The following is a 23,668-nucleotide window of genomic DNA, read 5'->3' on the forward strand; positions in this document are numbered from 1 at the left end:
GGTACCCGAAATGACCGCTCAGACCGCCCCCGTCCTCACCACTCAGCCCACCCGTGGCGGCATCGCCCCGAGCCCGCAGCCTCCGCTGTGCACGCACTGCGGTGCCGACCGCGACGAGGCTTTCCAGACCCTCTCCCGGCACCGCACGTCCACGGGCATCACGATCTGGTTGCGCTGCACCTGCGGCGCACTCCAGGTCCGAGTAGTCGGCGCGGCCGGCACCCGAATCGCCGCCCGCGGCTGCCGCTGAGACCGGACTCGACTCGCGGGGCCCGGGGTCGGGCGCTGCGAGCAGCGCCCGACCCCGGCGCCGCCCGCTCAGGTCTTGGCCTGCCTGGAGCGCTGGAGGGTCCTCCTCGAGAGATCCCGCCGGCGCTCTGGTCAGACGGGTCGCACCGGAGCAGTTCGCGCCATCGAGATCGTCTGACATCCAGACGACAAACTTTCACTTGCGCAGCAGAATCAAAGACTCAGAACGCTGAGAGCTGACCCCTGACGGTGACCGCAGCAGAGATGAGCTCGGTGTGGCTTTGACGGTTCGAGGAAGCGATGCCCGGGCTCACATGGCTCTGAAAAGTTTCCCGGAGCTGGAAATGCTCCCTTGCTCCTCGCTTCGACTCACCCGCGGAGCCCATGTGTTGGTGCGCAGGAAACGACACGTCGAGCCGGGCGGCCCACAGCTCGGGGATCGGCGGGTATCAAGAGGGGAAGAGGTCGGGAAGACGGATCGGCAGCATCCGAGGCGTCGACAGGTTCGTCCTTCAAAGGAGTTCCTCATGCGCCACGTCCATCGTCCGCGGAGCACTCGTCGAGGGGGCACCGCTTCCTCCGCCGTCGCCGCCACGCCTCGGACCGTCCTGCAGAGCTCCGGCGTCTCCGCGTCCTTGACGAGCACCTCCGTCACGGTGGAGGAGAACGACGGCAACGGCTGAACCTGCGGCACGCGACTGGTGGCCCTCGCCGGGAGGCGACACCGCAACCCCGCATCTTCTCTCCTCGCGCAGGCCGTGGTTCGTGGAGAGCCGGCGACCGCCGCGGGATCTCCGCTGAGACCTCAGCAGCGGTCCCTCACCGCACCACCGGCATCACGGGAGCCATTCCCTTCTTCATCTCACACCGTCGCGAAGTCGAAAAAACTTGGGCTGCTCAAGATAGGAAGACACATGTTTGACGTTCTCGGAATGGAATCCACGGTAGAAATGGTGTACCGCGAGATGGTGACGCATCCGCGGGATGGCGTGGCCGAGCTGATCAACCGTCTTCAGCTTTCCGAACATGCTGTACTGGCGGCACTCGACACTCTGAGCGAAATGGCCCTGGTGCGCAACTCATCAGAAGGTTCCCGCAATTTCCATGCGGTTGATCCGCATCTGGCCGCAGAAATCTTGCTCTCCAGGCAACGAGCCGAGCTCGCCGCGCAACAGCAACGTGTGAAGGAGGCCGAGACCGTCGTCGTACAGCTCAAATCGGAGTTCACCCAGGACAGAGAGGAATTGCACCGTCTGCGGGGAGTCGACCATGTCCGCGATTACCTGGCGAATCTGTACACCGAGATCGACAGTGAGTTGCTGACCTTCGCTCCGGACGGCGCGCAGACGGCGGACAATGTGCGCAGCTCGCGACCGTTCGCCGAGGACCTGCTAAAACGCGGAGTCCGACTGCGCACCCTGTACTTGGACAGTGCGCGCAACGATCGGGACACGATGGAGCACGCGAACTGGCTGGCGGCGCACGGCGGACGGATCCGTACCGTTCCCTCGCTGCCGAACCGTCTGATCATCTGTGACCGCAGGATCGCTGTCGTCGCCGCTGACTCCGATGACACAGCGGCCGGAGCGGTGGTTCTGCAGACAGCAGGAGTGGTCTCGTCGCTGCAAGCCCTGTTCGAGAACGTCTGGCAGTCCGCCCAGCCGCTGGGCGAGACCGACACACCTGCCGCTACGCAGCGGACCAGTCAGCAACAGACGGAAGTCCTGCGACTGTTGTCGCTCGGGCACACCGACGAGTCCGTCGCGGCGCGGCTGGGTGTTTCGACGCGCACGGCGCGCCGCATCGCCACGAAACTCATGAACGACCTCGGTGCCCGAAGCCGGTTCCAGGCCGGTGTGCATGCGGTCGCGCAAGGAATGATTTGGCCTTGACGATGCATGCGTCTACTGGTCAACGACAAGCAGTCGAAGGAGATTGACAATACTTACAATAGGACAGTTGCCTCATGTATCTAGTGCATCTCGCTATTTCCGCCCCGGGCGATGCCTGCCCGCCTGCTGAGATCAGGCAGGCACTCGAATCCGTCGCATCTGACGTTCTCGAACACGTCAGCGTGCACCCCAGGACGCGACGTCACCTGGTGATCGGTATTTTTCTCCGTGTCGCTTCCCTGGACGAGGCCGAGGCGACCGCGAAGCTTATTTGGGAACGAGCGGCCACTGCGTTTCCCGAGTTGGCCGAATGGCGGCTGCGGCGCGCTGAAGTGCCGTTGCTTCCTTTCGAACTGGAATAAGTCTCGAATGTGCCAATGAACTGTTTTCATTTTCAGTGCCTCAGACATGAGGACGAAAACAGGTCCGACGACTGCGCCGGTGCGGCCGGTTGAACCGATTGCTCGCCGCAGTGGTCGCCAGGACCTGAGACGGAAGGGACAAACCCGCTCACCGGCGCACGCTCCTGCCGATCGACAGAATCGCGGTCGATCGGCCCTTCTTTTCCGGCAAGAACCGCGAGGCATGAACATGCGGGCCATCGTGTCCGTGGCGCGGCCGGATTCCTTCCGCACGCGCGCTCTCGACCGGCCAGCAGGCCGCGGACCGACCCATCACCAAGATTCTTGCCCTCGGCGAGCCGGCCAAGGCACTCCTCAGATCTTGGCGGTTACTGTGCGCACTTCGGTGCTCGACCACCCCGCACAAGACCCTCGTTCAGGCCGGGCTCACCCTGCATCACACCAGCTCAACCGCAGATCGAAAACGCCTCGAGGAGTTCGCGGCGGCGGTAGGAGAGGGCGCGAACGGTGACGCCGGCGGCCTGGTCCCGCGCGGAACAATCCAGGAGTCGGATGCCTGGTACCACGGACGAAACAGGTCACGACCGATTCGGTCCATTCGCTCCTCCTTCCGTCCTCGCCTGTTCGCTCACAACATAGTGGTCACTGATGACGAGATCTGCGAGAGAGGGAATGATGAAACTCCGGATATTCACTCCAGACAACGCGCTCGCAGAGCAGCGGACAGTATGTCGCCGAATCGACGACGGCGGATGGCAGTGATCTTATGAATCCTTCGAAGGTCCATATCCAGGGAAACACGATGACCGCGCTCGCCGAGGAGTTCGGCACCCCGCTGTTCGTCTACGACGCAGACACCCTGCAGGGCACATTCCGCGAGCTGCGCCACGTACTCCCCACCGGCACCGACATATTCTACTCGCTCAAAGCCAACCCGAACGTCAGCGTCTGCGCCGTGCTCAACTCAGTGGGTGCCGGCGCCGAAGTGTCCTCATATGTCGAACTGGTCACCGCTCTGCGGGCCGGAGTCGCGCCCGAGGACATCATTTTCCTCGGTCCTGGCAAGGAGGAGCGAGAGCTGACCGCATGCATCGAGGCCGGAATCCATGCGGTCGTTTGCGAGTCGCTGGATGAACTCGACCTGCTGGACTCGCTTTTGGCCACGTCCGGCCGCGACGATTTTCCTGTGCTCCTGCGAGTGAACCCTGCCTTCGGCAGCAAGGGTTCGGGACTGGCCATGGGGGGAAAGCCGCGGCAGTTCGGCATCGACGAGGCCGAACTGCGTGACTCCAAGAACCGGCTGGCGGAGCTGCGCCACATCCGGGTGAAGGGGGTGCACGCCTACATGGGGACGCGATTCCTCGACCACGAGAACGTCGTCCACAACACCCGCCGGATCCTCGCCCTCGCGGAAGACCTCGCCGGACGGCTCGGATTTCCGCTGGAAACCGTGGACTTCGGCGGAGGGCTCGGCATCGCCTACTTCGACAATGAGAAGGATCTGGACCTCGCCGCACTCGGGAGAGGAATGGCGGACGCGCTGTCCTCCTTCTCCGCACGCAACCCCGACTGCCGGACGATCATGGAGCTGGGCCGATACCTGACGGCCATGGCGGGCACCTACGTCGTCCGAGCCCGCTATGTGAAGGCCTCGGCGGGCGAGACCTTCGTGGTCGCCGACGGCGGCACCAACCACCACATGGCCGCCGTCGGCACCGGCAGCTTCGTCAAGCGCAATTTCCCGATCCGCCATCTCGAGAACCATGAGGACGAGGAACTGCGGTTCTACACCGTGACCGGACCGCTGTGCACCCCCAACGACGTGGTGGCCAAGAAGGCCCGCCTGCCGGAGGTACGCCCGGGAGATCTGCTGGGGGTTGAGCGGTCCGGGGCGTACGGGCCTTCGGCCTCGCCCGGACTCTTCCTCAGCCACGGTTTCCCCGCCGAGGTGTTGGTGCACGACGGGCGGGCTCATCTGGTTCGGGAACGCGACAGCACGGAGGACATGCTGGCCAAGCAGCGCCTCGTCGATCTACGGACCCCAGCCGGATGAGCACCGCAGCGGACCGGGGCGTCGCGGTCGGCGTGGACGTCCTCGAGCGCTCGGAACTACGCCGCTTGCTCGAACGCCCCTGGTTCTTGCGCTTCGTTTTCGCACCCGAGGAACTGGCCCACGCCGAGACGCTCGGCGCCCGCCGGCGTCTGGAGTTCCTGGCAGGCCGGTTCGCCGCCAAGGAAGCCGTCCTCAAGGTTCTGGGCACCGGTTTCCTGCAAGGCGTGGCGCCGCGGGAGATCTGCGTGCAGCACACACCGAACGGTGCCCCGGTCGTCCGCCTTCAGGAACGGGCCTCCCGACGCGCTCCGTTCGCCATCTCGGTGTCCATCACTCACAAGCGGGACGTCGTGGCCGCAGTCGCCATCGGTCTCTCCTCTTCCATCGACGCAGTGGTCGGAAAAGGACGAACAACAGCAAAGGAGTCTGACGCCGTGTCCTCGCCCACCATCGGCTCAACCGCCGTAATTCAGCAGAACGCCCCCGACGAACAAACTCCGGAGACCACAGCCTTCCTCCGCGTGCGCATCGGCCAGGAAGACGCCCATTACGGCGGTCACCTGGTGGACGGCGCCCGCATCCTGCGCCTGTTCGGCGACCTGGTCACTGAGATCACCATCCGCACGGACGGCGACGAGGGCCTGCTGGCTCAGTACACCGACGTCCGCTTCACCGGCCCCGTGAAGCCCGGCGACTACATCGAGGCACGCGGCCGGCTCGTGCGGCAGACCAGGCTGCGCCGGGTGGTCGAGTTGGAGGCGCACACGGTCCTCAGCGCCTTCCCGGAAGCAGGCGACAGTGCCGCCGCAGTCCTGGACGCGCCCCAACTCGTCTGCACCGCCACCGCTACCACCGTTGTCCCGTACCCCAGGTCGAAGACGACAACCGTCCTCGACCGCACCACCGAGGAGAGCTGATGACCCGCACAGCGCAGTTGCTGCACGAACTCCTCGACCACGCTGCCGAGCGGACCCCGCATTCCGTTGCGCTCAGCAGTCAGGGCAGCAGTCTCACCTATGCCGAACTCGCCGACGCCAGCGCGCACATGGCGGCCCGACTCCATCAGGAGGGCCTGCGACGAGGCGACCGGATGGTCGTGACCGCATCGGACGGTATCGGCATCACGCTTCTCGTGTACGCCGCATCCCGCCTCGGCGCCGTCTTCAGTGTGCTGCACGAGCAGGTGCGCGGCGCCCCGCTGGAGCACGTCGTGAAGGACTGCGAGCCCGAACTCCTCGTGTCCGACGACCCCGAGGTGGCGCACACCGCGGTGCGGCACGAGCTGACGTTCCTGAGGATCGAGGAGCTGGTACGTTCCGCTCTCGACGCCCGGTCCGGCACCGCCCCGTTGCTCGAGGACGTCGGCCCTCTCGCCGTCGACCCGGTCAGTCTCATCTACACCTCCGGCACCACCGCCCTGCCCAAGGCCGTGGTCAGCACACACCAGCAGGTTCTGTTCGCGGCGACGGCCATTCAGACCTGCCTGCAGTACCGCGCCGATGACGTTGTGTACTGCCCGCTGCCACTGTCGTTCGACTATGGTCTCTACCAGGTGTTTTTGGCCGCGCTGAGCGGCGCCCGGCTCCATCTGGGCACCGTCGTCGAGGCCGGCCCGCCGCTGTTGCGCAGCCTGGAAACGGCTGGTGCCACGGTTCTGCCGGGCGTGCCCTCCGTCGCGGACCGGCTCGCTTGGCTGCTGCGCCGCAATGCCGGCAAGCTCAGCAAGCTGCGCCTGCTCACCAACACCGGCGCCGCCTTGTCGGACAGCACCATGTCCGCACTGCGCGAGGCGCTGCCGCAGCTACGGGTCCAGGTGATGTACGGCCTGACCGAGTGCAAGCGCGCCGCCATCATGCCGCCTGACGGCGACCTGACCCACCCCGGCTCCTGCGGCATACCGCTGCCCGGCACCGAGGTCTTCGTCATCGGCGACGACGGCGAACGCCTGCCGCCGGGCGAGATCGGCCAGTTCGTGGTCCGCGGTGCGAACGTCATGGCGGGCTACTGGCGCCGCCCCGAGCTCACCGCCGAGCGTTTCCCCCGCGCTGAGGGACTCTTTCCCGAGCTGCGCACCGGCGACTACGGCTGGCAGGACAAGGAGGGCTACCTCTACTTCTCCGGCCGCCGCGACGACTTGTACAAGGAGCGCGGATTCCGACTCAGCGCCACCGAGGTCGAGGCCGCCGCGACTCGTGTCGACGGAGTGACCTCCGCCGCCGTGCTGCCGCCCGAGGGCAAGCGGGCCGCGCTCCTTGCGGTGGTCGCCGACATCACCGCGGACGAGGTGCTCGACGGCATGCAGGAACACATCGAGCCCTTCAAGATCCCGCGACGCTGCGTCCGCCTCGACGCCCTGCCCGTCAACGGCAACGGCAAAGTCGACCGCAAGGAGCTGGCCGCCCTGATCGGGAAGGCCACAGCCGCCTCATCCAGTACCGGGGCCTTGTAGATCCGCCTCGCCTACTGACCTTGATCTCAACCAACTTCTCACGAGACGTAAGGACATGACCATGGACCGTCAGAATGTTGTCACCGCCCTCGAGAACGCCCTCACCGATGTCCTGGAGCGCTCCGTCACTGGACTCACCGGCGACGTGAAGCTCTTCGACGACCTGCACCTCGACTCCACCACCATGCTCGAGATGCTGATGAACCTGGAGGACTCCATCGGCCTGGTCGTCGATCCGGAGGATCTGGACGCGGACGACTTCCTCTCGGTGGACACCTTCACCGACTTCGTGCTCTCCGCACAGCTCCGGGAGGTGGCGGCATGACCATCACGCAGGCCGACCTGAGCGTCTTCACGACTCTCGAGTCGGAGGTGCGAAGCTACTGCCGCAGTTGGCCCACCGTGTTCAACCGGGCCCAAGGCAGCCGCATGTACGACGAGGACGGACACGAGTACCTGGACTTCTTCGCCGGCGCCGGATCTCTGAACTACGGACACAACAACCCGGTACTGAAGCGCGCTCTGCTCGACTACGTGCAGCGCGATGGCGTCACACACGGCATGGACATGTCGACCACTGCCAAGCGCGCGTTCCTGGAGTCCTTCGGCCACACGATCCTGCGTCGGCGGGATCTGCCCTACAAGGTGATGTTCCCGGGCCCGACGGGCACCAACGCCGTCGAAGCCGCTCTCAAGCTGGCGCGCAAGGTCAAGGGGCGCGAGACGGTCGTCTCCTTCACCAACGCCTTCCACGGCATGTCACTGGGCTCGCTGGCGGTGACCGGCAACGCTTTCAAGCGGGCCGGCGCCGGCGTACCGCTCGGGCATGCCACCTCCATGCCTTTCGACCACTACCTGGACGGGAAGACACCTGACTTCCTGTGGTTCGAGCGGCTGCTCGGCGACCGCGGCTCCGGCCTCGACCGGCCGGCCGCAGTGATCGTGGAGACGATCCAGGGGGAGGGCGGCGTCAACGTGGCTCGCGCCGAGTGGCTGCGTGCCCTGGGAAAACTGTGTCAGGAACATGACATGTTGCTGATCGTCGACGACGTCCAGATGGGCTGCGGCCGTACCGGAGGGTTCTTCTCCTTCGAGGAGGCCGGCATCACTCCGGACATCGTCACCGTCTCCAAGTCCATCAGCGGGTACGGGCTGCCCATGTCCCTGTGCCTGTTCCGCCCGGAACTGGACGTCTGGGAGCCGGGCGAGCACAACGGCACGTTCCGCGGCAACAACCCTGCCTTCGTGACCGCGACCGCTGCCCTCAACACCTACTGGGCCGACGACAAGCTGGAGGAGCAGACCTCGGCGCACGCGCAGATCATCGAGGCTGCGCTGCGCGACACTGCCGCTCACCACAGCGGCTCCGCTTACCGCGGCCGCGGAATGGTCTGGGGCCTGGAGCTCTCCGACCCACTGCACGCCGGCCGCGCCGCACGCCGGGCCTTCGACCTGGGACTCCTTGTCGAAACCTCGGGAGTAAACGACCAGGTCCTCAAGCTGCTACCGCCGTTGATCATCACCACCGACGAACTGGACGAAGGGCTGCGCACAGTGCAGCGCGCCGTCTACGAAACGGCGTGACCACGTCCGGTACGGCCGAGACAGAAAGGACCCACTCCACGATGCGTGTTTTCAACTCGTTGGTCACCAGCCGCGAGCACCACGACGAGAACGGTGTACACCCACTGCTGACCGAGGCGGTTCAACCATGACGATCACGACCATTTCCGGAACCGAAGTCGAAGCGGATCGGGCCACCGACACGAACAAGCAAGTCGCTTTCCGAGCGCCGGTTCCCGCGGACGGGCCGATCGTGTGGGAGCTGGTCGAGAACACCCCCGGCCTGGACTCCAACAGCGTCTACTACTACACGTTGTGGTTCCGGGACTTCGCCGACGGTTCGCTGGTGGCGACCGTGGATGACGAGCTCGTCGGTTTCCTGACCGGGTATCGGCGTCCTGACGAGCCCGACACCTACTTCGTGTGGCAGACCGCCGTCAATCCGCGCCACGGTATCCCCTTCCTCGGCGTGAAGCTCTTCCAGGCCGCGGCCGACCAGCAGGTGGCCAAGGGCGTGCGCTACGTCGAGGCCACGGTATCCGCCCAGAACAAGGCGATCATCATGGTGCTGAAGCAGTTCGCCAAGAAGCACTCGGTCCCTGTCGAGAAGCGCGTGCTGTTTCCCAGCAGCCTCTTCCCTGACAGTCACCACGATGAGGTTCTCTACCGTATCGGCCCGTTGAGTGCTGGTTGACATCGATCCGTTCGGATCGATACCGAACCCGACCGGACAACACTCGATGGGAGGGAACACACGCCATGGCGCAGGAACCGGAAACTCTGCATCTCGACATCAGTTCCGAGTACTTCCGCATGGACTCGGAAGAAGTGCGGAAGGCTCGGAGTATTCATTGGTACGCACGAACCGACTGGGGTATGGCCGTCCTCTCCTACGAGGACAGCAGCTTCCTTCTGAAGCACCCGCTCCTGACACAAGGATCAGCCAAGTGGCCGGCTCAGCACGGAGTGACGGAGGGACACTTCGACCGTTGGTGGCAAAAGACTCTGCTCGTCCTGGAGGGCGACGAGCACAACAGAATTCGACGACTGGTCAATCCGGCATTCTCGCCGCGTCGGATTCAGCCGTTGCACGAACGGTTCCGGTCCCTGGCGAACAGTCTGATCGACGACTGGGTCGGAGTCGGGAAGACTGAATTCGCCAGTCGCTTCGCGGCGCCTTATGCGACCAGGATCCTGTGTATGATTCTGGGAATCGACGAACGTGACTGGAAGAAGATTCATCAGCTTGCTTCCACGATCGGACTCGGTCTCGGTATCACGATTCAGGAGAACATCGCACGGATCGACGAAGCCATCGCTGAATTGACCCGGTACGCGAAGTTTCTGGTCAGAAGTAGGAGGCAGTCGCCTCGGGACGACATCCTGAGCACTTTGGTGGAAACCAGGGACACGGATGACGGAAAACTCTCGGACCAGGAACTGATCAATCTCATCATCCTGCTCATATTTGCCGGGATCGACACGACCCGAAACCAACTCGCACTGTCTGTCGAGGCGTTCTCGAAACAACCCGATCAGTGGGAGAAACTGGCCGCGAACCCTGATCACTATGCGGCCAAGGCGGTCGAAGAGGCGCTCCGCGTCAATCCGATCGGCCGATGGATCTCGCGTGAGGCTGCTGATACCATCCAACACAAGGAGCGCACGATCGAGAAGGGAACGACGCTCCATCTGTTCACCCTCACATCGGCCACTGATCCGGCAGCATTCGACAACCCGGATCGCATCGATCTCGATGCCGAACGTGCACCGCATTTCGCTTTCGGTGGCGGCATACATCATTGCCTCGGGCATTTCGTCGCCAGGGCGGACATCGGTATCGCTCTCTCGGCGATGGCTACCCGAATGAAGGATCTGCGAGTGGAAGAAGGTGCCGAGTGGCTGCCTGACTCCGGAAATACGGGTGCCAACAAGTTGCCGATCACATTCAGTCGGCGATTCTGACACACTGCTCAAGATCGTTCTCACGTACGCCTGAACGTTCCGATGCGGGGAGACGTCCGATACGTCTCCCCGCATCGCGCTTGTGGTGCGTCGCCGTGGGCACTGCTTTCCGATCCGGGTACGGGCCTGAAGAGGCCAGGACCGCTTCAGGTCGCTTTTGGCGTCTTCCCTGTCCGCCTGGAGTGTCTCAGAATTGAGTCAGATGGAGAAAAGGTCAGGGATCCGAGCAGTGAAAGGCGGGGAAGCCATGAAGATATTCGTTGAAATGGCCAAGTGCGAGAACCATGGGCAGTGCGCAATCTCGGCCCCGAACAACTTCGAGCTCGACTCTGACGGGAACTTGAGGTACCAGGAATCGTTCGGAGAGGAGGATCTCCACGACATCGAGGACGCCATCGATTCCTGTCCCTTGCAGGCCATCTCCCTGGACCGGGATCCGACCTATGCCTGAGAGGGGACCGCTCATCGGCGTAGTCGGTGCCGGCATCGCCGGACTGCGAGCAGCCAACGCGCTGCTCAAACGTAAGGATGACGCCAGGGTCGTGATTTTCGGCGACGAGAACCACCGTACCTACAACCGGCCGGGGCTGACCAAGAAGCGGTATCCGAATTCGGGTTCTCCGAAGAGTGAACTCGCCGAGAACTTGAAGATCAAGGAGGTGGAAAATGACAGTGTGACCTGGCGCCTCGACACCAGGGTCGAGGAAGCGGATCTGTCCGGCAAGGTGCTGCGGCTGAGTACGCGCGGGACGTTCGAGTACGACGGTCTGGTGATCGCATCGGGAGTGCGCCCGCGTACTTCGGCCGAGGTCGGCAGGGAATGCGCTTTCCATACCCACAGGACGCTGCGTGGTCTGGACGATGCGCAATACATACATGACGAATTGCGAGCGAGTAAGAAGGTCACGATAGCAGGCGCCGGCTTCGTCGCCTGTGAACTCGCTTCGCTGGCCGGTGAGTACGGCTGTGAAGTCTCCGTGCTGGAGACGCGTCGCAGCGGACCGTTCGAGAGCATGCTGGGAAGGAACATCTCTCAGGCGCTCAGGCGTTGGCTCGTCCAGCACGGTGTTACCTTCCTGACCGGTGATTCCGCGCGGCAGTCGATGTGTTCCGGCAGTTCGGAAGCGTTGAATCCGGAATCCTCGTCCGATCGGTCTCTCTATGTCGAGGCGATCGGAAGCGTCCCCAACGTGGAATGGTTGTGCGGGAACGGTCTGGATCTATCAGACGGTGTTCGCGTGGATGAATACATGCGAGTGCCGGAACGGGAGGGCGTGTTCGCGGCCGGAGACGTCGCTCGTTACCCGGATCCGTGGGCGACGGGAAGTCTCACGCGCATGGAATTCTGGAAGAACGCGGTCGAAACCGGCGAGCTCGCGGGCAGGTCTCTGGCTTCTGCCTTGGGCTACGAGTCGGAAGTCTCGCAGATCAAGTATTTCCCCAGCATGAGTACCGAAGTGTTCGGGTTGCGTATCCAGATAGCCGGAGATCCGAAGGCATGCGATTCCATGGAGATTGTCCGGGGAGATCTGGATCGATTGGACCAGGGAGTGCTCGTCAAGTTTCTGCGGGAAGATGTTGTAGGCGGAGTCGCGTACATGGACGAAGGTGCTCGGTACAACCGCCTCTATATAGAGCTTGTGAAAGCGCTTAAAGCTCGGTAGGAGAGATCACCGAGAATGCTCGCTCACACAGGTTCACCTGGGTTCACACGTGAAATAGATTGGGAGGACTGTCATGCAGGTCCGCAGGATTTCGGACATCGAGGGCACTGAGCGGGATGTCAAGGCCGCATCAGGTACGTGGCGAAGCAAGCGCCTCCTGCTCGCGTCGGACGGATTCGGCTACTCGGTTTCCGAGACGGTGGTGTATGCAGGCACCGAAACCGACATTTGCTATGCGAACCACGTGGAAGCAGTGTTCTGCATTTCCGGGAAGATGATCCTGGTCGACCGGGACGAGAAGGAGGAGCACCTGATCGAGCCCGGCACGCTGCATATTCTGGACGACGCCGACAACCACACGATCAAGCCGATCGTGGACAGCACTTTTCTGTGCATCTTCACGCCGGCGCTGACCGGACGTGAAGACCACGACGAGAACGGGGTTTATCCGCTGCTGACGGAGTAGCCGTGACACGGCCGGCCGGGGCCGGCACCGATCGTTCAGGAGTTCCCGTCAGCTCGGACCGCTGGCGGGAACTCGCTTTTTGGCGAGAGTGGTACCGAGGCGGACGAGACCCCTCAGCTGGTCAGCTTGAGGCTGTTGACGAAGAAGCGCTGTGCGGAGAAGAAGAGGACGACGGTGGGCAGCGAGACGAGAATCGCGCCGCCCAGCACGACCGGCGGGCCCACCGAGACGTAGGTGCCCTGGAGTTCGGCGAGTGCTGCCATGACGGGGCGGATGTTGCCGCTGGTGCTGAGCGTGATGCCGAACAACATGTCGTTCCAGACGGCGACGAACTGGAAGACGAAAGCGGCCACCATCGCGGACTTCGACAGGGGCACGTGGATCTGCCAGAACAACCGCCACCACGAGGCGCCGTCCATGCGCGCGGCCTCGACCACCTCACGCGGCATCGTCATGGCGTAGTTGCGCATGATGAAGAAGGCGAAGGGGACGGCGATGGCCGCGTAGACGAGCACCAGACCCAACTGCGTGTCGTACAGGTCGAAGTTCGCGTAGGACAGGAACAGCGGGCGGAGGAAGACCTGGAGGGGCAGCAGCGCCCCGGAGTAGATCAGCCAGAACCACAGGGTGCCGTGGCGTACGGGCATGATGACGGCGGCGAAGGCGGCCATCACGGCGAACAGGACGGCCATCAGGGAGCTGGTCACGGCGTACAGCAGGCTGTTGCCCATGGCGGGCCCGAGCTGCGCCTTGTTCCACGCCTGCGCCATGTTGTCGAACAGGGCGAACCCCTGGGGCCACCAGTGCGGGCTGCTGCCGTACTCGGCGGCGGGAACGATCGCGTTGCTGAGCACGAGCCAGGTCGGTACCGCCCACACCAGCGCGAGCAGGATCACCGTGGTGTTGCGCAGGATGCGGCCGCGGGATGTCGTCAGCATGGTCAGTCGCCTTTCGCGTCGAGCTGGCGTCGCAGGTACAGCCAGGAGGCCGCGAGGACGATCAGCGTGAGGACCACCGCGATGGCGGCGCCGGCTCCGGCGTGCTGGAGGAGGAAGGTCTCCTGGTACATGGAGACGGCCAGGGTCTCGGTCAACCGGCCCGGGCCGCCCCGGGTGAGCACCCAGATCAGGTCGAACGACTTGAGGCCGTTCGCGAGGCTGATCCCGATGACGATGACGGAGACCGGGCGGAGTTGGGGCAGGACGACGTGCCGGAACCGCTGCCAGGGACCCGCACCGTCCAGCGAAGCGGCTTCGAGGGTCTCCGGGGGGATGCCCTGGAGGCCGACGAGGAAGAGGATGACTGCCACACCGGTCGCCTGCCAGGCGTTGGCGAGGATCAGCACCACCGTGTTGCTCGGCCACTCCAGCAGCCAGCCCTGAGCGGGAGGGTCGAGCCCGACGGAGGTGAGCAGCTGGTTGAGCGCCCCGTCGGACGTCAGCATGAAGTTCCACACCACGGCCACGGCCGCGCCCGACAGCGCATACGGCGCGACCACGCACAGCCGGGCCAAGCGGGACCAGCGCGTCGCGTTCGTCAACCAGGCGACGGCCAACCCGAGGACGCAGGGCAACACGACGGTGCCCGCCATCCACATGAGGGTGTTCTCGACCGAGCGCACCAGGCTTTCGTTGGTGAAGAACAGCTCGTAGTTGTCCAACCCGGCGAAGCCGGACGTCCGGTGGTCGTTGAAGAAGCTGCGGTAGAACGTGGCGGCGAACGGCGCGAGCAGCAGCGCCCCGACGAGCAGCACGGCCGGGGCCAGGAAGGCGCCGGACGCCAACCGCTCGCGTACCGGGGGCTGTTGCGCGCCTCCGCCCCGGCTCGTGGACGGCCGTATCGGCGTGCGGGAAACGGAGCCGGCGGGAGCGGACTCATGGTCGGTGCCGGTCCGGGACCGGGTGGTGGGGGTGCTCATGCTTCGTCCCGCTTCCAGGCGGCCCATTCGTCCTCGGAGCGCTCGGCCATGCTGCGCAGGGTGTCGCCGGGTGAGCTCTGCTGTGTCATGAAGCTCGAGAGATCCTGGGTGTTGCCCTGGACGAGGTTGGGCGGACTGGCCTCGCCGTACCGGATCAGTCGGGGCATCCGTTCTCGGGCGACGGTCTCCCTGACCTCGGCCACCACCGGGTTGCCCGCCCGCACGGCAGGATTGGCGGAGCCGTCGTCGAGGTAGTCGGCCCACACGCGCTGGACGGACGGGGCCAGCCAAGCGCCCACGCTCTCCACTCCGGCCTCGTGCCGGGTCGCACCGAGCGGGACGGCCAGCACACCGCTCTCGGTGATCACCGACTTGCGCGTGGTCTTCCTGACGGTCGGGAGGACGAACGCGTCGTAGTCCTTGCCGGGGCGCATGCCGAGGTCGGAGAAGCCCTTCGCGCCCCAGGTCCCGTAGAGGAACATGCCGACCCGGCCCGCCTTGAGCGCGGCGGCGCCGTTGCCCTGGTCGAAGTCGGGCGAGGTCATCCAGCCCTTGCGGATGAAGCCCTGCCAGATGTCCATCGCCTCCCGGGCGACCTCGTCGGTGTACCGCGCCCTGCCCGCCACGAGCGCGCGGTAGAAGTCGGGGTCGATCTTGCTGACGAGCTCCTGGAACCACTGGTAGGCGGGCCAGCCTCCGAACTGGGTGGCCACGAAGGGGGTGACGCCTCTGCGCTTGAGGGTGTCGGCGCAGTGCGTCAACTCGTCCCAGGTGGCGGGCGGGCCGAGACCGAGACGGGTGAAGAGCCGCTTGTTGTAGAAGACGACGTAGTGCGATTCGTAGAGCGGGACGCCGTAGACCGCGCCGCGGTACGACATGGAGGCACGCTGCCCGCCGCGGACCCAGCCCTTCTGCTCGTACCGTTCCCACAGTCGTGACAGGTCGGTCAACTTGCCGCCGCGCGCAAGCGACTTGAGCTCGTAGCCCGCTCCCCACTTGATCACGTCGGCAGCGCGCGACGTCTCCAGCGTCATCTGCGTGACCTGCTTGTAGGCGATCGCTTCCGGGCTGGACTCCGGGCGAAGCCCGTAACCGGTCAGGGACTGCAACGCGTCGCCGGCCCGGCGGAAGCCGTCGTCCCAGTCCGAGTTGTCGGTGCTGATGCTCACTTCCCCCGGCACGGCGGCAGCGCTGCTGCCCCGGGCGCAGCCGGTCAGTGCCAGCCCGACCGCGCCCGCGCCGGCAGCGGCAAGGAAGTGACGTCGGGCGAGTGCCGGGGGCGTCCCCGCCCGCACGGTGTCGAACGATCTCATTGCCGCCCTTTCGCCGGAGTGTGGCGGATGCAAGTCACGTCCTGCCGGGGTTCTGCCGCCCCCGGAGACTGCCCGGCCGCAGCGAGTGCCGCGCTGAGGTGCGGCTCCGTGCCAGGTGACGGCAGGAGGGGCCGGTGCGTGGCGAGGACGTTAACGCCAACAACGGCGCCTCACAAGGGCATCACGTCAGGGAGGTGCGTACGTTCCCTGATACTGCAGTTCAGCGGCTCACTGAATTCCCCGAACACAGAGCTGGTCAAGGAAAGGAAAATTGGTATCGTTACCTTCTCCTTCCCTGAAGCGCGTTGACCGTCCGTCTGTCCAAGAGCAACCGTGCAGTACCAGCACGGCCCGCTCCGTCGGCGCCGGCCGGAACACCGCAGCAGGGCGCACCGCCCCCGTCCGACGTCCTGCCCCACCGAACGGCACGGGCCCGCACCGGCCACCCGCACGTCTCGCCGCGCGCCCCGTCCGGGCCTCAGGAGGTACGCACCATGACACCCGACCGCTTCCTGTGGGAGGCGACCCTCGCGACCCACTCCGAGCCCTGGCCGGTCGTGGACGGCATCCCGACCCTCTCCGTCGACACCGGCGCTCCTTGGCCGACGGTGCATCCCGGCATCCACGACGCCGACGGCGGCCATCGGGCGCACCGGATCGTGGCCGCCTTCGACGTCGCCTCTTCCGAAGACGCCGTCCTGCACCTGGAATACGCCGCGGAGCGCGGCCCTTGCTCCGATCTCGAGATATCCCTCGACGGCCGGCACCGCTCCCTCCACCACCTCACCGTGGAACGCGAGGACCGCACCAGAACAGGCGATCCGGGACCGGTGACGGGCAACGGCGTACTCCGGGTGGAGCTTCCCGCCCGATGGCTCGCCCCCGGACGCCACGAACTGACCGTCACCACCGCCCTGGACGAGGCAGCCGCCACCGGCGCGATCAGCTCGGCCCGTTCGGAGGTCGCACACCGGCCCGGCGAAGAACTGCCCCTTCCCCGCACCCAGTACGGAAAGTGGTTCGGTTCCTACCTGCGCTGGACAGCCGTGCGGCTGGAGCGAGCCACCGCCCCGCAGCCCAGCACGCCCACCTACGCGCTGCGGGCCACGCCGCTGCACCTGCACGGCGATCCGGACCCGGTCCCGCTCGTCGAACTGACGGTCAACCTGCCCGCCGACGGCGCGCTGCCCGCCCGCCTGACCCTGGAACACCCCGGAGGCAGCATTCCGGTTCCGGCCTCCACGGACGGACGGGACTTCGGCATGGTCCGCCGGCGGCTTCCCGTCCCCGGCTTCACGGACAGCAGCGACTTCGTCGTCCGGGCGGACGGTGCGGAGGTGCACCGCGCAACCCTCGTTCCGGCGCGTCGGTGGAGCCTGCATCTCATCCCCCACGTACACCTCGATCTCGGGTTCACCGACAACCAGGCCAAGGCCGTCGAGTTGCACTGCCGCAACATCGACAAGGCGCTGGACCGCCAGGAACGGGACCCTGCCTTCCGGTTCAGCGTCGACGGCGCATTCGTCGTCCGGGAGTACCTGCGGACCCGCTCGTCGCACCGCTGCGCCCGCCTGCGCGAGGCGATCGGCGCCGGCCTGATCGGCGTCAACGCCTTCCACAGCAACCTGTTGACCGGCATCACCCACCTCGAAGAGCTGGGCCGCGCCCTGGACTTCGGCCGCACGCTCCCGCCGGGTCCCGGCGCCGTCCCGCGCTACGCCAACATCACCGACGTACCGACCTGGACGAGCGCCCTCCCTTCCGTGCTGCGCACAGCAGGTATCGACGCGTTCGTCGGCATGTCCAACCACCACCGGGCGGCCACCGACGACAGCGACGAGGTCCACCTGGCGTCCCCCGTGCGATGGCAGGCACCGGACGGCAGCGAGGTGCTGGCCCACTTCGCCGATCACTATTCGCAGCTACGGTTCATCGCCGCCGACCCCCAGTCGGTGGCGGGAGCGGTGAACGGCCTGGAACGCTACCTCGAGCGCTACGAGCGCCCGGACTATCTCCCGTCGGACCTCGCCCTGATCGGCACCCACGCGGACAACGAGGACCTCGCCGACGGCGACACCGGGTTCGCCGAGCGCTGGAACGCGGTCTTCGCCTATCCCCGGGTCCGGGTCTCCACGTTCGCCGACTACCTGGGCGCGGTCGCGCCCCTGCGGGACAGGCTGCCCGTGCACCGCGCGGAGGGCGGAAGCTTCTGGGAGGACGGCCCCGCCTCCTCAGCGGCGGACGCCGCCACCTACCGGAAGGCCCAGGTGCTGCTTCCCGCCGCCGAACACCTCGCCGCCTCCGTCCAACTGCTGGACGACACCTACCGTCCGCACCGGGAAGCGCTGGACCGGGCCTGGGAGGGGCTGATCATCGGCGGCGAGCACACCTGGACATGGGCCCGCGCCACCGCGCACCCGCACGCGCCCCAGATCGAGGACCAGTTGCACTGGAAGCGGCGGGCCATCGACGACGCCGCCCGGATCCCGCTCGACGAGAGCCGCCGCACGCTGAGCCAACTCGCCGCCTCACTCGGCGTGGACGGGCCGTGCGTACTCGTCCACAACCCCCACCCCTGGCCGGCGACGCTCACAGCGGAGCTGGACCTGCCCGAGGGCAGCGCTCCCTTGGACGCCGAGGGCCGGCCCGTGCCCTTCGAAGTGCTGAGCGACTGCGCAGGGATGCTCCGCGTCCGCCTCTTGCTCGAGGAGCTGCCCGCCTTCGGCTACCGCTGCATGCCCCTGAGCACCGACGCCGGGACCGTACCCGCCGGCGAACAGCCGACCGAGGCGCCCACCGGCGAGCGGGCCGCCGTACCAGCCGTTGCGGAACGCGCTCCCGTGCGGGAGCTGTCCGCCGGCGAGAACGTGACCAGCCGGGTGTGGGACGTGCGATTGCGCGCCCTCGACGGCCTTCCCACGGGTCTGCTGCATCGGCCTTCGGGGAGGGAACTCCTCGACCAGGACGCCCCGTTCGCGCTCGGTGAGCTGGTCCGGCTGACGGCCGCCGGGGCGGCGGACAGCGCGCCGCACGACCGCACGATGATCGGCCAACTGGACTCCCGCTACGGCTCCGGCGCCCCCACACCCGTCGTGGAGGACCGGCCGTCGATGCGGCTGCTCGGCGCCCGCAACACCCCCGACGGGATGCGGCTGCGCTGGGAAGGCTCCGGCGCGGGGCTCACCGACATCACCGTGGAGCTGCTGCTCCGGGACTCCACCGGAACCTGCGAACTGACCGTCGAGTTGGCGAAGCAGCCCGTCCTCGACATGGAGTCGACGTCCGTCGCCTTCCCCTTCCTCGTCCCCGATCCGACGGTGCGCTACGACAGGCAGCTCGGCTGGGTGGAACCGGCCTCCGACCACGGCCCCGGCTCGTCCAACGAGTGGCTGTCCGCAGCCTCCGCCGTCACCGTCACCGCTCCCGACGGACCGGGAGTCGTCTGGTCGGCTCCCGACAACCCGCTGTTCTCGTCCTCCGACCTGGTCCGCGGCGCCTGGCCGACGCGGTTCACCGCGACGAACGGGCATCTGTACGCCTACGTCATGAACAACTTCTGGCCGTGCAACACGCCACCGGCACAGCCGGGGCCCGTGCGCTTCCGCTACGTCTTCGCACCCGTCGCGCAGCATCTACCGGAAGCCGCCTCCCGGTTCGGGGCCGAGGCACGCCTCGGTGCGCTGGCCCAGGAGACGAGTCTGCTGGACCGCTTCCCGGAAGGCAGGACCCCGCACTTCACGGAGGGCACCCTGCCGGGTCCGGGCTCCCCGGCCGACTGCCGGGTCGGCCTGTCCTCCGCCGGAGAGGGCCGGCTCGTGCTGCGGCTCGCGAACCTCCGCGCCGAGGAGAACGGGGTCGTGCTCCGACTCCCGCACGGATACCGCCCGTCGCATCCGGACGCTCCCCAACCCGACGCCGAGGGCGACCTGCGCATCCGGCTCGCGCGGTACGGCGTGGCCGAGCTGCCTCTCGACTCCGCGTCGGCCCCGGCGGTACCGCCGGAGGCGGGCGGGGTGCAGCCGGCGGGTCAGTAGTTGATCAGCGTCGTCGGGACGACCGTCCGGCGCGGGGGGCCCGGCGGGCCGGTGCCCTTCCTGGGCTCCAGGTGGTCCAGCAGGAGGCGCGCCGCCCGTCGCCCGATCTCGTCCGCGTCGTAGGAGACCACGGTCAGCCGGACACCCAGCATGTCCGCGGCCTCGATGTCGTCGAACCCGGCCACCGCCGTCGACGTGCCGAGGCCGCGGATGGCGCGGCAGGCTCCGAGAGCGATGCGGTTGTTGGCACAGAACAGCGCGGTCGGTGCGTCGGGGAGTTCCAGCAGAGAGCGCGCGGCGGACTCCGCCGAAGCGACGTCGTCGAGACCGCGGCGAACCCACTCGTCCCGTGGCTGCACACCCGCGTCCTCCATCGCCGACCACCAGCCGCGGAACCGCTCGGCGCCCGTGAAGAGGGTGAACGGGTTCCCGAGGAAGCCGAGCGCCCGGTGACCGTTCCTCAGCAGTTCCTCGGTTGCCGCCCGGGCCCCGCCGAAGTCGTCGACGAGCACGGCATCGGCTTCGATGCCCTCCGGCGGACGGGAGGCGAGCACCACGGGCATGCCGTCCACGGCGTCGTGCCCGAGGTGCCGTTGATCGGGCCCCGCGGGGACGACGATGACCCCGTTGACCCTGCGGGAGACGAGGTCCTGCACCAGGTCGTCCTCGCGCGTCACCTGCCCCGAGGTGTTGCCCAGCACCAGCCGGAGGCCGTGTGCCTGGACGACCTCTTCGACCCCGAGCGCGAGCCGGGCGTAGAACGGGTTCGCCAGGTTCGTGACGACGAGCCCGACCAGACCGCTGCTCTGGCCCAGGCGCAGGCTCCGTGCGACCTCGTTGCGGCGGTAGCCCAGTTCGTTGACGGCATCGAGAACCCGCTGTTTGGCGGACTCCCCCACGCGAGGGTTGTCCTTGAGGACCCTGGAGACGGTCATGGCGCTCACCCCGGCGTGCGCTGCGACGTCCCGCATCGTCGGGACGGAGCGCGAAGCTCCGGACTGCTCGGACCCGGACACGCGTCCTCGTTCTCCTCGGGCGACAAACGGGCAGACACCTGCCGCCTGCCAGAACGATCCATCATAGGGGGAGGGGCGTTCCGCCCCTGCTGCCCGGTGGAGCGGGCTGGGCCGCCCACCGCGCTGCCCCCAACAGCGGTGCCGTCCGGGGAAGTCGGGCGGGACTCAGCCGCACCGGTGGAGCTCCGGCGTCCTCCAGACCGGCACGCAGCGCCCCTTCGACCACCTCCCAGGAGGTGGCGATGGAGCCGCCGACCACGAGCACGGTGGGCGCGAAGCTGGTCAACCAGGGCGCCATGGTGCGTCCCAGGGCATGGAAGGCCCGCTCCAGAACGGTGCCCGCCACCGTGTCGCCCTCCCGTGCGCGGGCGGCGATGGTGCTCACGTCCGGCACGGGCCCGGTACCGTCGAGCGCAGCGCGTGCGTACGCTGCGCGGATGCCGCGCCGGGAGACGGTGTCCTCCAGAGGCATCCCGTCCCAGGTGAGCCGGTGCGCGCTGCCTTCCGGAGGCACCAGGGGGCCGTCGTTGACCGGTGTGCCGTCGGCGAGGAAGGCCGAGCCGACGCCGCTCCCGAGGGTCAGGCAGACCGCGCGGGCGTGGCCGGCGGCGGCACCGGAAGCGTGCTCGCCCAAGCCGAAGGCGTCGGCGTCGTTGAGGAAGCACAGGGACGCCGGTTCCGGGCGGATGCGCCGCCGCAGGTCGGTGCCGATGTCGACGCCGAAGAGCGCTTCGAACTTGCCGACCCCCTCGAACAGGGCGATACCTGCTGCGTAGTCGAAGGGGCCCGGCACTGCCACGCCCCAGCGTGCGTGCGGTGGCGCCCCGGTCCGGGTGGCAGCCGCAGCGATCCGCTCCAGGATGTCCGCCGCCGTCCCCTGAGCCGGCAGCGAGGCGCGAATCAGCTCCTCGGGCGCCGCCGACGCCTGCACGTCCACGAGGGCCGCGGTCACGTGCGTCCCGCCGACCTCCAGCACCGGCTGCTTCATGCCCGCTCCCGGACGTAGGCGGTCACCACGTGCACCGGCTCCTCGCCCAGGGGGCGGATACGGTACGCGCCGACGGACGCCGGAACCGTCAGCGTCTCGGCGAAGACCAGCTCGTGTACGCGTCCTTCGGCGGTCTCCACCACGACGCCTGCGCCGGAGGAGACGTTGAGAACGTGGAACCGGCCTCCGGTGTTCTGCGGCGCCCCCGCGGAGCCGGGATCGAGGACGACGCGGGCCACCTCGTAGAACATCTCCGGCAGCGAGCCGAGGAGTTCCTCGCGCCAGCCCTCGCCCTCGCGCAGGGTCTGCGGACGCTGCATGAGGTCCCGGTGGACCGCCTCGCCCTGCCTGCCGGTGTCGAGGTTGGCGAAGGCGTGCTCGTACGGCAGCGGGCGGGGGGCGCCCTCGGTGTCCTGGCGGAGCCAGTCGTAGAAGCGCAACGAGTAGAGGTACGGCGTCGCGCTCACCTCGAGGACCAGGTTTCCGACGCCTGAGGCGTGCGGTGTCCCCGCCGGGATCAGGTACAACTGCCCCTCCTCGGCAGGGTGGCTCTGCACGAAGCGCTCCACGTCCATCTCTTCGCCGCGCTCGATGGCGGCGACGGCCTGCTTGCGCATCAACCCCAGGTCGGCGTCCTGTTGGAGGCCCAGGTAGACCCGGGCCTCTTCGTCGTCGACGGCGGTGAGGTAGTACGTCTCGTGCTGCGTGTAGGGCCAGCCGAACTGCTCGCGCATGTACCGCTCCTGCGGATGCAGATGCACGGAGAGGTTGCCGCCGCCCACGGTGTCGAGGTAGTCGAACCGGATGGGGAAAGAGGTGCCGAACGTCTCGTGCACCTCGCGGCCGAGGAACTCCTGGGGGTGCAGAACGCAGAGGAGGGGGAACGGCAGCTCGACTTCGGCCTGCGGCCCGTCGCCCACCAGGACGCCGGCCGTGGGCGCGATCAGCTCGTAGCCGAGTGCGGTGTTGCCGTTCTGCGGAGCGAAGCCCAGCCGCTGCTCTGCCCAATGCCCGCCCCACGCCGTCGAGTTGAAGTACGGACGCGTACGGACCGGGCCGCCCGCGAGGTGCCGGAGCGTGGCGCGCAGCGTGGCGCCGTCGAGCGAGGCGGGTTCGGCGTTCTGGAGGTCGAGCCAGCGGTCGATGCGGGCGGCGTGCGCGTCGCGGTGCGCGTCGAGTACGGGCCAGTCCGCGTAGAAGAGGCGGCGCAGATCCCCCGGGGTGCTGTGCCGCCCGAGGTTGACGCCGACCGGCAGTTCGCCCGCGGTGACGGCCGCCTCGGCGTAGCGTTTCGGCAGGTCGGCGTACCACAGCACGTCGTGTTCCAGGAGCGCGGCGCCCGGGCCGAAGACGAGCAGTAGACCTTCGGCGGGTGTCTCCACCGCGGGCAGTGCGCGGTACACCTCGGTGACACACGCGTCTGCGAGCGGAAGGTAGTAGGGGTCGGCCTTCGGGCCGTCGCCGGTGCGTTCCAGGACGGTCGCCCAGTCGGCTTCCGCGTCGCGCAGGTCGACCACGTGGACGGGCACGCCCCGGGCTTCGAGCGCTCCGCGGAGTCCGGCTGCGGCGGCGTTCCAGTCCAGGGCGGCGGGTCCGTCGACGGCCACCACCGCCGGGCCGGGCGGGAGCGTCTCGGCGGCGGCCTCCCATCCGCGCACAACCGTCCCGCCGAGGGGTGCGTAACGGGGATTGCGCTGGTAGGAACGAGACATTTCGCTACTCCGAAGGGTTTGGCC

At 67.1% G+C, this 23,668-nt stretch carries 21 protein-coding genes and 1 pseudogene; 16 read left to right on the forward strand and 6 right to left on the reverse strand.

What is annotated here, in order from left to right:
• Nucleotides 1-10 precede the first annotated feature (10 nt).
• The 15 genes and pseudogenes from UWG_RS29585 (at nucleotide 11) to UWG_RS0106810 (ending at nucleotide 12,663) form a co-directional block, all read left to right on the forward strand.
• Complete coding sequence (locus tag UWG_RS29585; protein WP_016906438.1) at nucleotides 11-250, forward strand: hypothetical protein; 240 nt, start codon at nucleotides 11-13, stop codon at nucleotides 248-250.
• Nucleotides 251-776: 526 nt separating this feature from the next.
• Complete coding sequence (locus UWG_RS32980; RefSeq protein ID WP_016906439.1) at nucleotides 777-932, forward strand: hypothetical protein; 156 nt, start codon at nucleotides 777-779, stop codon at nucleotides 930-932.
• Between the two features lie 231 nt (nucleotides 933-1,163).
• The gene (locus UWG_RS0106755) at nucleotides 1,164-2,141 is read left to right on the forward strand and encodes a LuxR C-terminal-related transcriptional regulator (RefSeq protein WP_016906440.1); all 978 of its coding nucleotides are present in this window, start codon (nucleotides 1,164-1,166) and stop codon (nucleotides 2,139-2,141) included.
• A gap of 74 nt (nucleotides 2,142-2,215) precedes the next feature.
• Nucleotides 2,216-2,503 carry an Rdx family protein gene (locus tag UWG_RS0106760; RefSeq protein ID WP_016906441.1) on the forward strand — a complete coding sequence of 96 codons (288 nt, stop codon included), beginning with the start codon at nucleotides 2,216-2,218 and terminating at the stop codon, nucleotides 2,501-2,503.
• A 158-nt stretch (nucleotides 2,504-2,661) separates the two neighbouring features.
• Nucleotides 2,662-2,952 (forward strand): annotated as a pseudogene (locus UWG_RS34230) (IS5/IS1182 family transposase); the annotation flags it as partial.
• 353 nt (nucleotides 2,953-3,305) lie between these two features.
• Nucleotides 3,306-4,556, forward strand: a complete 1,251-nt coding sequence (locus tag UWG_RS0106765) for a type III PLP-dependent enzyme domain-containing protein (protein WP_016906442.1) — start codon at nucleotides 3,306-3,308, stop codon at nucleotides 4,554-4,556.
• Nucleotides 4,553-5,473: a 4'-phosphopantetheinyl transferase superfamily protein gene (locus UWG_RS0106770; RefSeq protein ID WP_016906443.1), complete on the forward strand. Its 921-nt coding sequence runs from the start codon at nucleotides 4,553-4,555 to the stop codon at nucleotides 5,471-5,473. The genes UWG_RS0106765 and UWG_RS0106770 overlap by 4 nt, the downstream gene beginning before the upstream one ends.
• On the forward strand, nucleotides 5,473-7,005 hold the full coding sequence (locus UWG_RS0106775; RefSeq protein WP_016906444.1) for a class I adenylate-forming enzyme family protein: 1,533 nt from the start codon (nucleotides 5,473-5,475) through the stop codon (nucleotides 7,003-7,005). The genes UWG_RS0106770 and UWG_RS0106775 overlap by 1 nt, the downstream gene beginning before the upstream one ends.
• 61 nt (nucleotides 7,006-7,066) lie before the next feature.
• Nucleotides 7,067-7,330: a phosphopantetheine-binding protein gene (locus UWG_RS0106780; protein ID WP_029391226.1), complete on the forward strand. Its 264-nt coding sequence runs from the start codon at nucleotides 7,067-7,069 to the stop codon at nucleotides 7,328-7,330.
• Nucleotides 7,327-8,589 carry a diaminobutyrate--2-oxoglutarate transaminase gene (gene ectB, locus UWG_RS0106785; RefSeq protein WP_016906446.1) on the forward strand — a complete coding sequence of 421 codons (1,263 nt, stop codon included), beginning with the start codon at nucleotides 7,327-7,329 and terminating at the stop codon, nucleotides 8,587-8,589. The genes UWG_RS0106780 and ectB overlap by 4 nt, the downstream gene beginning before the upstream one ends.
• Before the next feature lie 127 nt (nucleotides 8,590-8,716).
• Nucleotides 8,717-9,262 carry a diaminobutyrate acetyltransferase gene (gene ectA / locus UWG_RS0106790; RefSeq protein WP_016906447.1) on the forward strand — a complete coding sequence of 182 codons (546 nt, stop codon included), beginning with the start codon at nucleotides 8,717-8,719 and terminating at the stop codon, nucleotides 9,260-9,262.
• 65 nt (nucleotides 9,263-9,327) lie between these two features.
• A complete protein-coding gene (locus UWG_RS0106795; RefSeq protein WP_016906448.1) occupies nucleotides 9,328-10,533 on the forward strand; it encodes a cytochrome P450 in 1,206 nt (401 codons plus the stop codon).
• A gap of 202 nt (nucleotides 10,534-10,735) precedes the next feature.
• Nucleotides 10,736-10,984, forward strand: coding sequence for a ferredoxin (locus UWG_RS0106800; RefSeq protein WP_106429930.1), 249 nt, complete (start codon nucleotides 10,736-10,738; stop codon nucleotides 10,982-10,984).
• Nucleotides 10,977-12,197 (forward strand): NAD(P)/FAD-dependent oxidoreductase, encoded by a 1,221-nt coding sequence (locus UWG_RS0106805; RefSeq protein WP_078495601.1) that lies wholly within the window; start codon nucleotides 10,977-10,979, stop codon nucleotides 12,195-12,197. The genes UWG_RS0106800 and UWG_RS0106805 overlap by 8 nt, the downstream gene beginning before the upstream one ends.
• 73 nt (nucleotides 12,198-12,270) lie before the next feature.
• Nucleotides 12,271-12,663: an ectoine synthase gene (locus UWG_RS0106810; RefSeq protein WP_016906451.1), complete on the forward strand. Its 393-nt coding sequence runs from the start codon at nucleotides 12,271-12,273 to the stop codon at nucleotides 12,661-12,663.
• Between the two features lie 113 nt (nucleotides 12,664-12,776).
• Here UWG_RS0106810 and UWG_RS0106815 read toward each other — a convergent pair whose 3' ends face one another.
• From UWG_RS0106815 to UWG_RS0106825, 3 genes are read right to left on the reverse strand one after another with little or no spacing between them, the layout of a single operon-like run.
• Nucleotides 12,777-13,601: a carbohydrate ABC transporter permease gene (locus tag UWG_RS0106815; protein ID WP_016906452.1), complete on the reverse strand. Its 825-nt coding sequence runs from the start codon at nucleotides 13,599-13,601 to the stop codon at nucleotides 12,777-12,779.
• A gap of 2 nt (nucleotides 13,602-13,603) precedes the next feature.
• Nucleotides 13,604-14,581, reverse strand: coding sequence for a carbohydrate ABC transporter permease (locus UWG_RS0106820; RefSeq protein ID WP_029391227.1), 978 nt, complete (start codon nucleotides 14,579-14,581; stop codon nucleotides 13,604-13,606).
• Nucleotides 14,578-15,750, reverse strand: a complete 1,173-nt coding sequence (locus UWG_RS0106825) for an ABC transporter substrate-binding protein (protein WP_106429931.1) — start codon at nucleotides 15,748-15,750, stop codon at nucleotides 14,578-14,580. Before UWG_RS0106825 ends, UWG_RS0106820 begins: the two co-directional genes overlap by 4 nt.
• Before the next feature lie 638 nt (nucleotides 15,751-16,388).
• Between UWG_RS0106825 and UWG_RS0106830 the strand changes: the two genes are divergently transcribed.
• On the forward strand, nucleotides 16,389-19,928 hold the full coding sequence (locus tag UWG_RS0106830; RefSeq protein ID WP_016906455.1) for a glycoside hydrolase family 38 N-terminal domain-containing protein: 3,540 nt from the start codon (nucleotides 16,389-16,391) through the stop codon (nucleotides 19,926-19,928).
• Here the strand turns inward: UWG_RS0106830 and UWG_RS0106835 are convergent.
• From UWG_RS0106835 to UWG_RS0106845, 3 genes are all read right to left on the reverse strand, one after another.
• Nucleotides 19,922-20,944 carry a LacI family DNA-binding transcriptional regulator gene (locus tag UWG_RS0106835; RefSeq protein WP_016906456.1) on the reverse strand — a complete coding sequence of 341 codons (1,023 nt, stop codon included), beginning with the start codon at nucleotides 20,942-20,944 and terminating at the stop codon, nucleotides 19,922-19,924. The two genes, UWG_RS0106830 and UWG_RS0106835, sit on opposite strands and share 7 nt — an antisense overlap.
• Nucleotides 20,945-21,005: 61 nt before the next feature.
• A complete protein-coding gene (locus UWG_RS0106840) occupies nucleotides 21,006-21,932 on the reverse strand; it encodes an ROK family protein (protein ID WP_016906457.1) in 927 nt (308 codons plus the stop codon).
• Complete coding sequence (locus UWG_RS0106845) at nucleotides 21,929-23,644, reverse strand: class I mannose-6-phosphate isomerase (protein WP_029391228.1); 1,716 nt, start codon at nucleotides 23,642-23,644, stop codon at nucleotides 21,929-21,931. Before UWG_RS0106845 ends, UWG_RS0106840 begins: the two co-directional genes overlap by 4 nt.
• Between the last annotated feature and the right edge of the window lie 24 nt (nucleotides 23,645-23,668).

Origin of the sequence: Streptomyces xiaopingdaonensis (assembly GCF_000262345.1) — a bacterium.
GTDB lineage: Bacteria > Actinomycetota > Actinomycetes > Streptomycetales > Streptomycetaceae > Streptomyces > Streptomyces xiaopingdaonensis.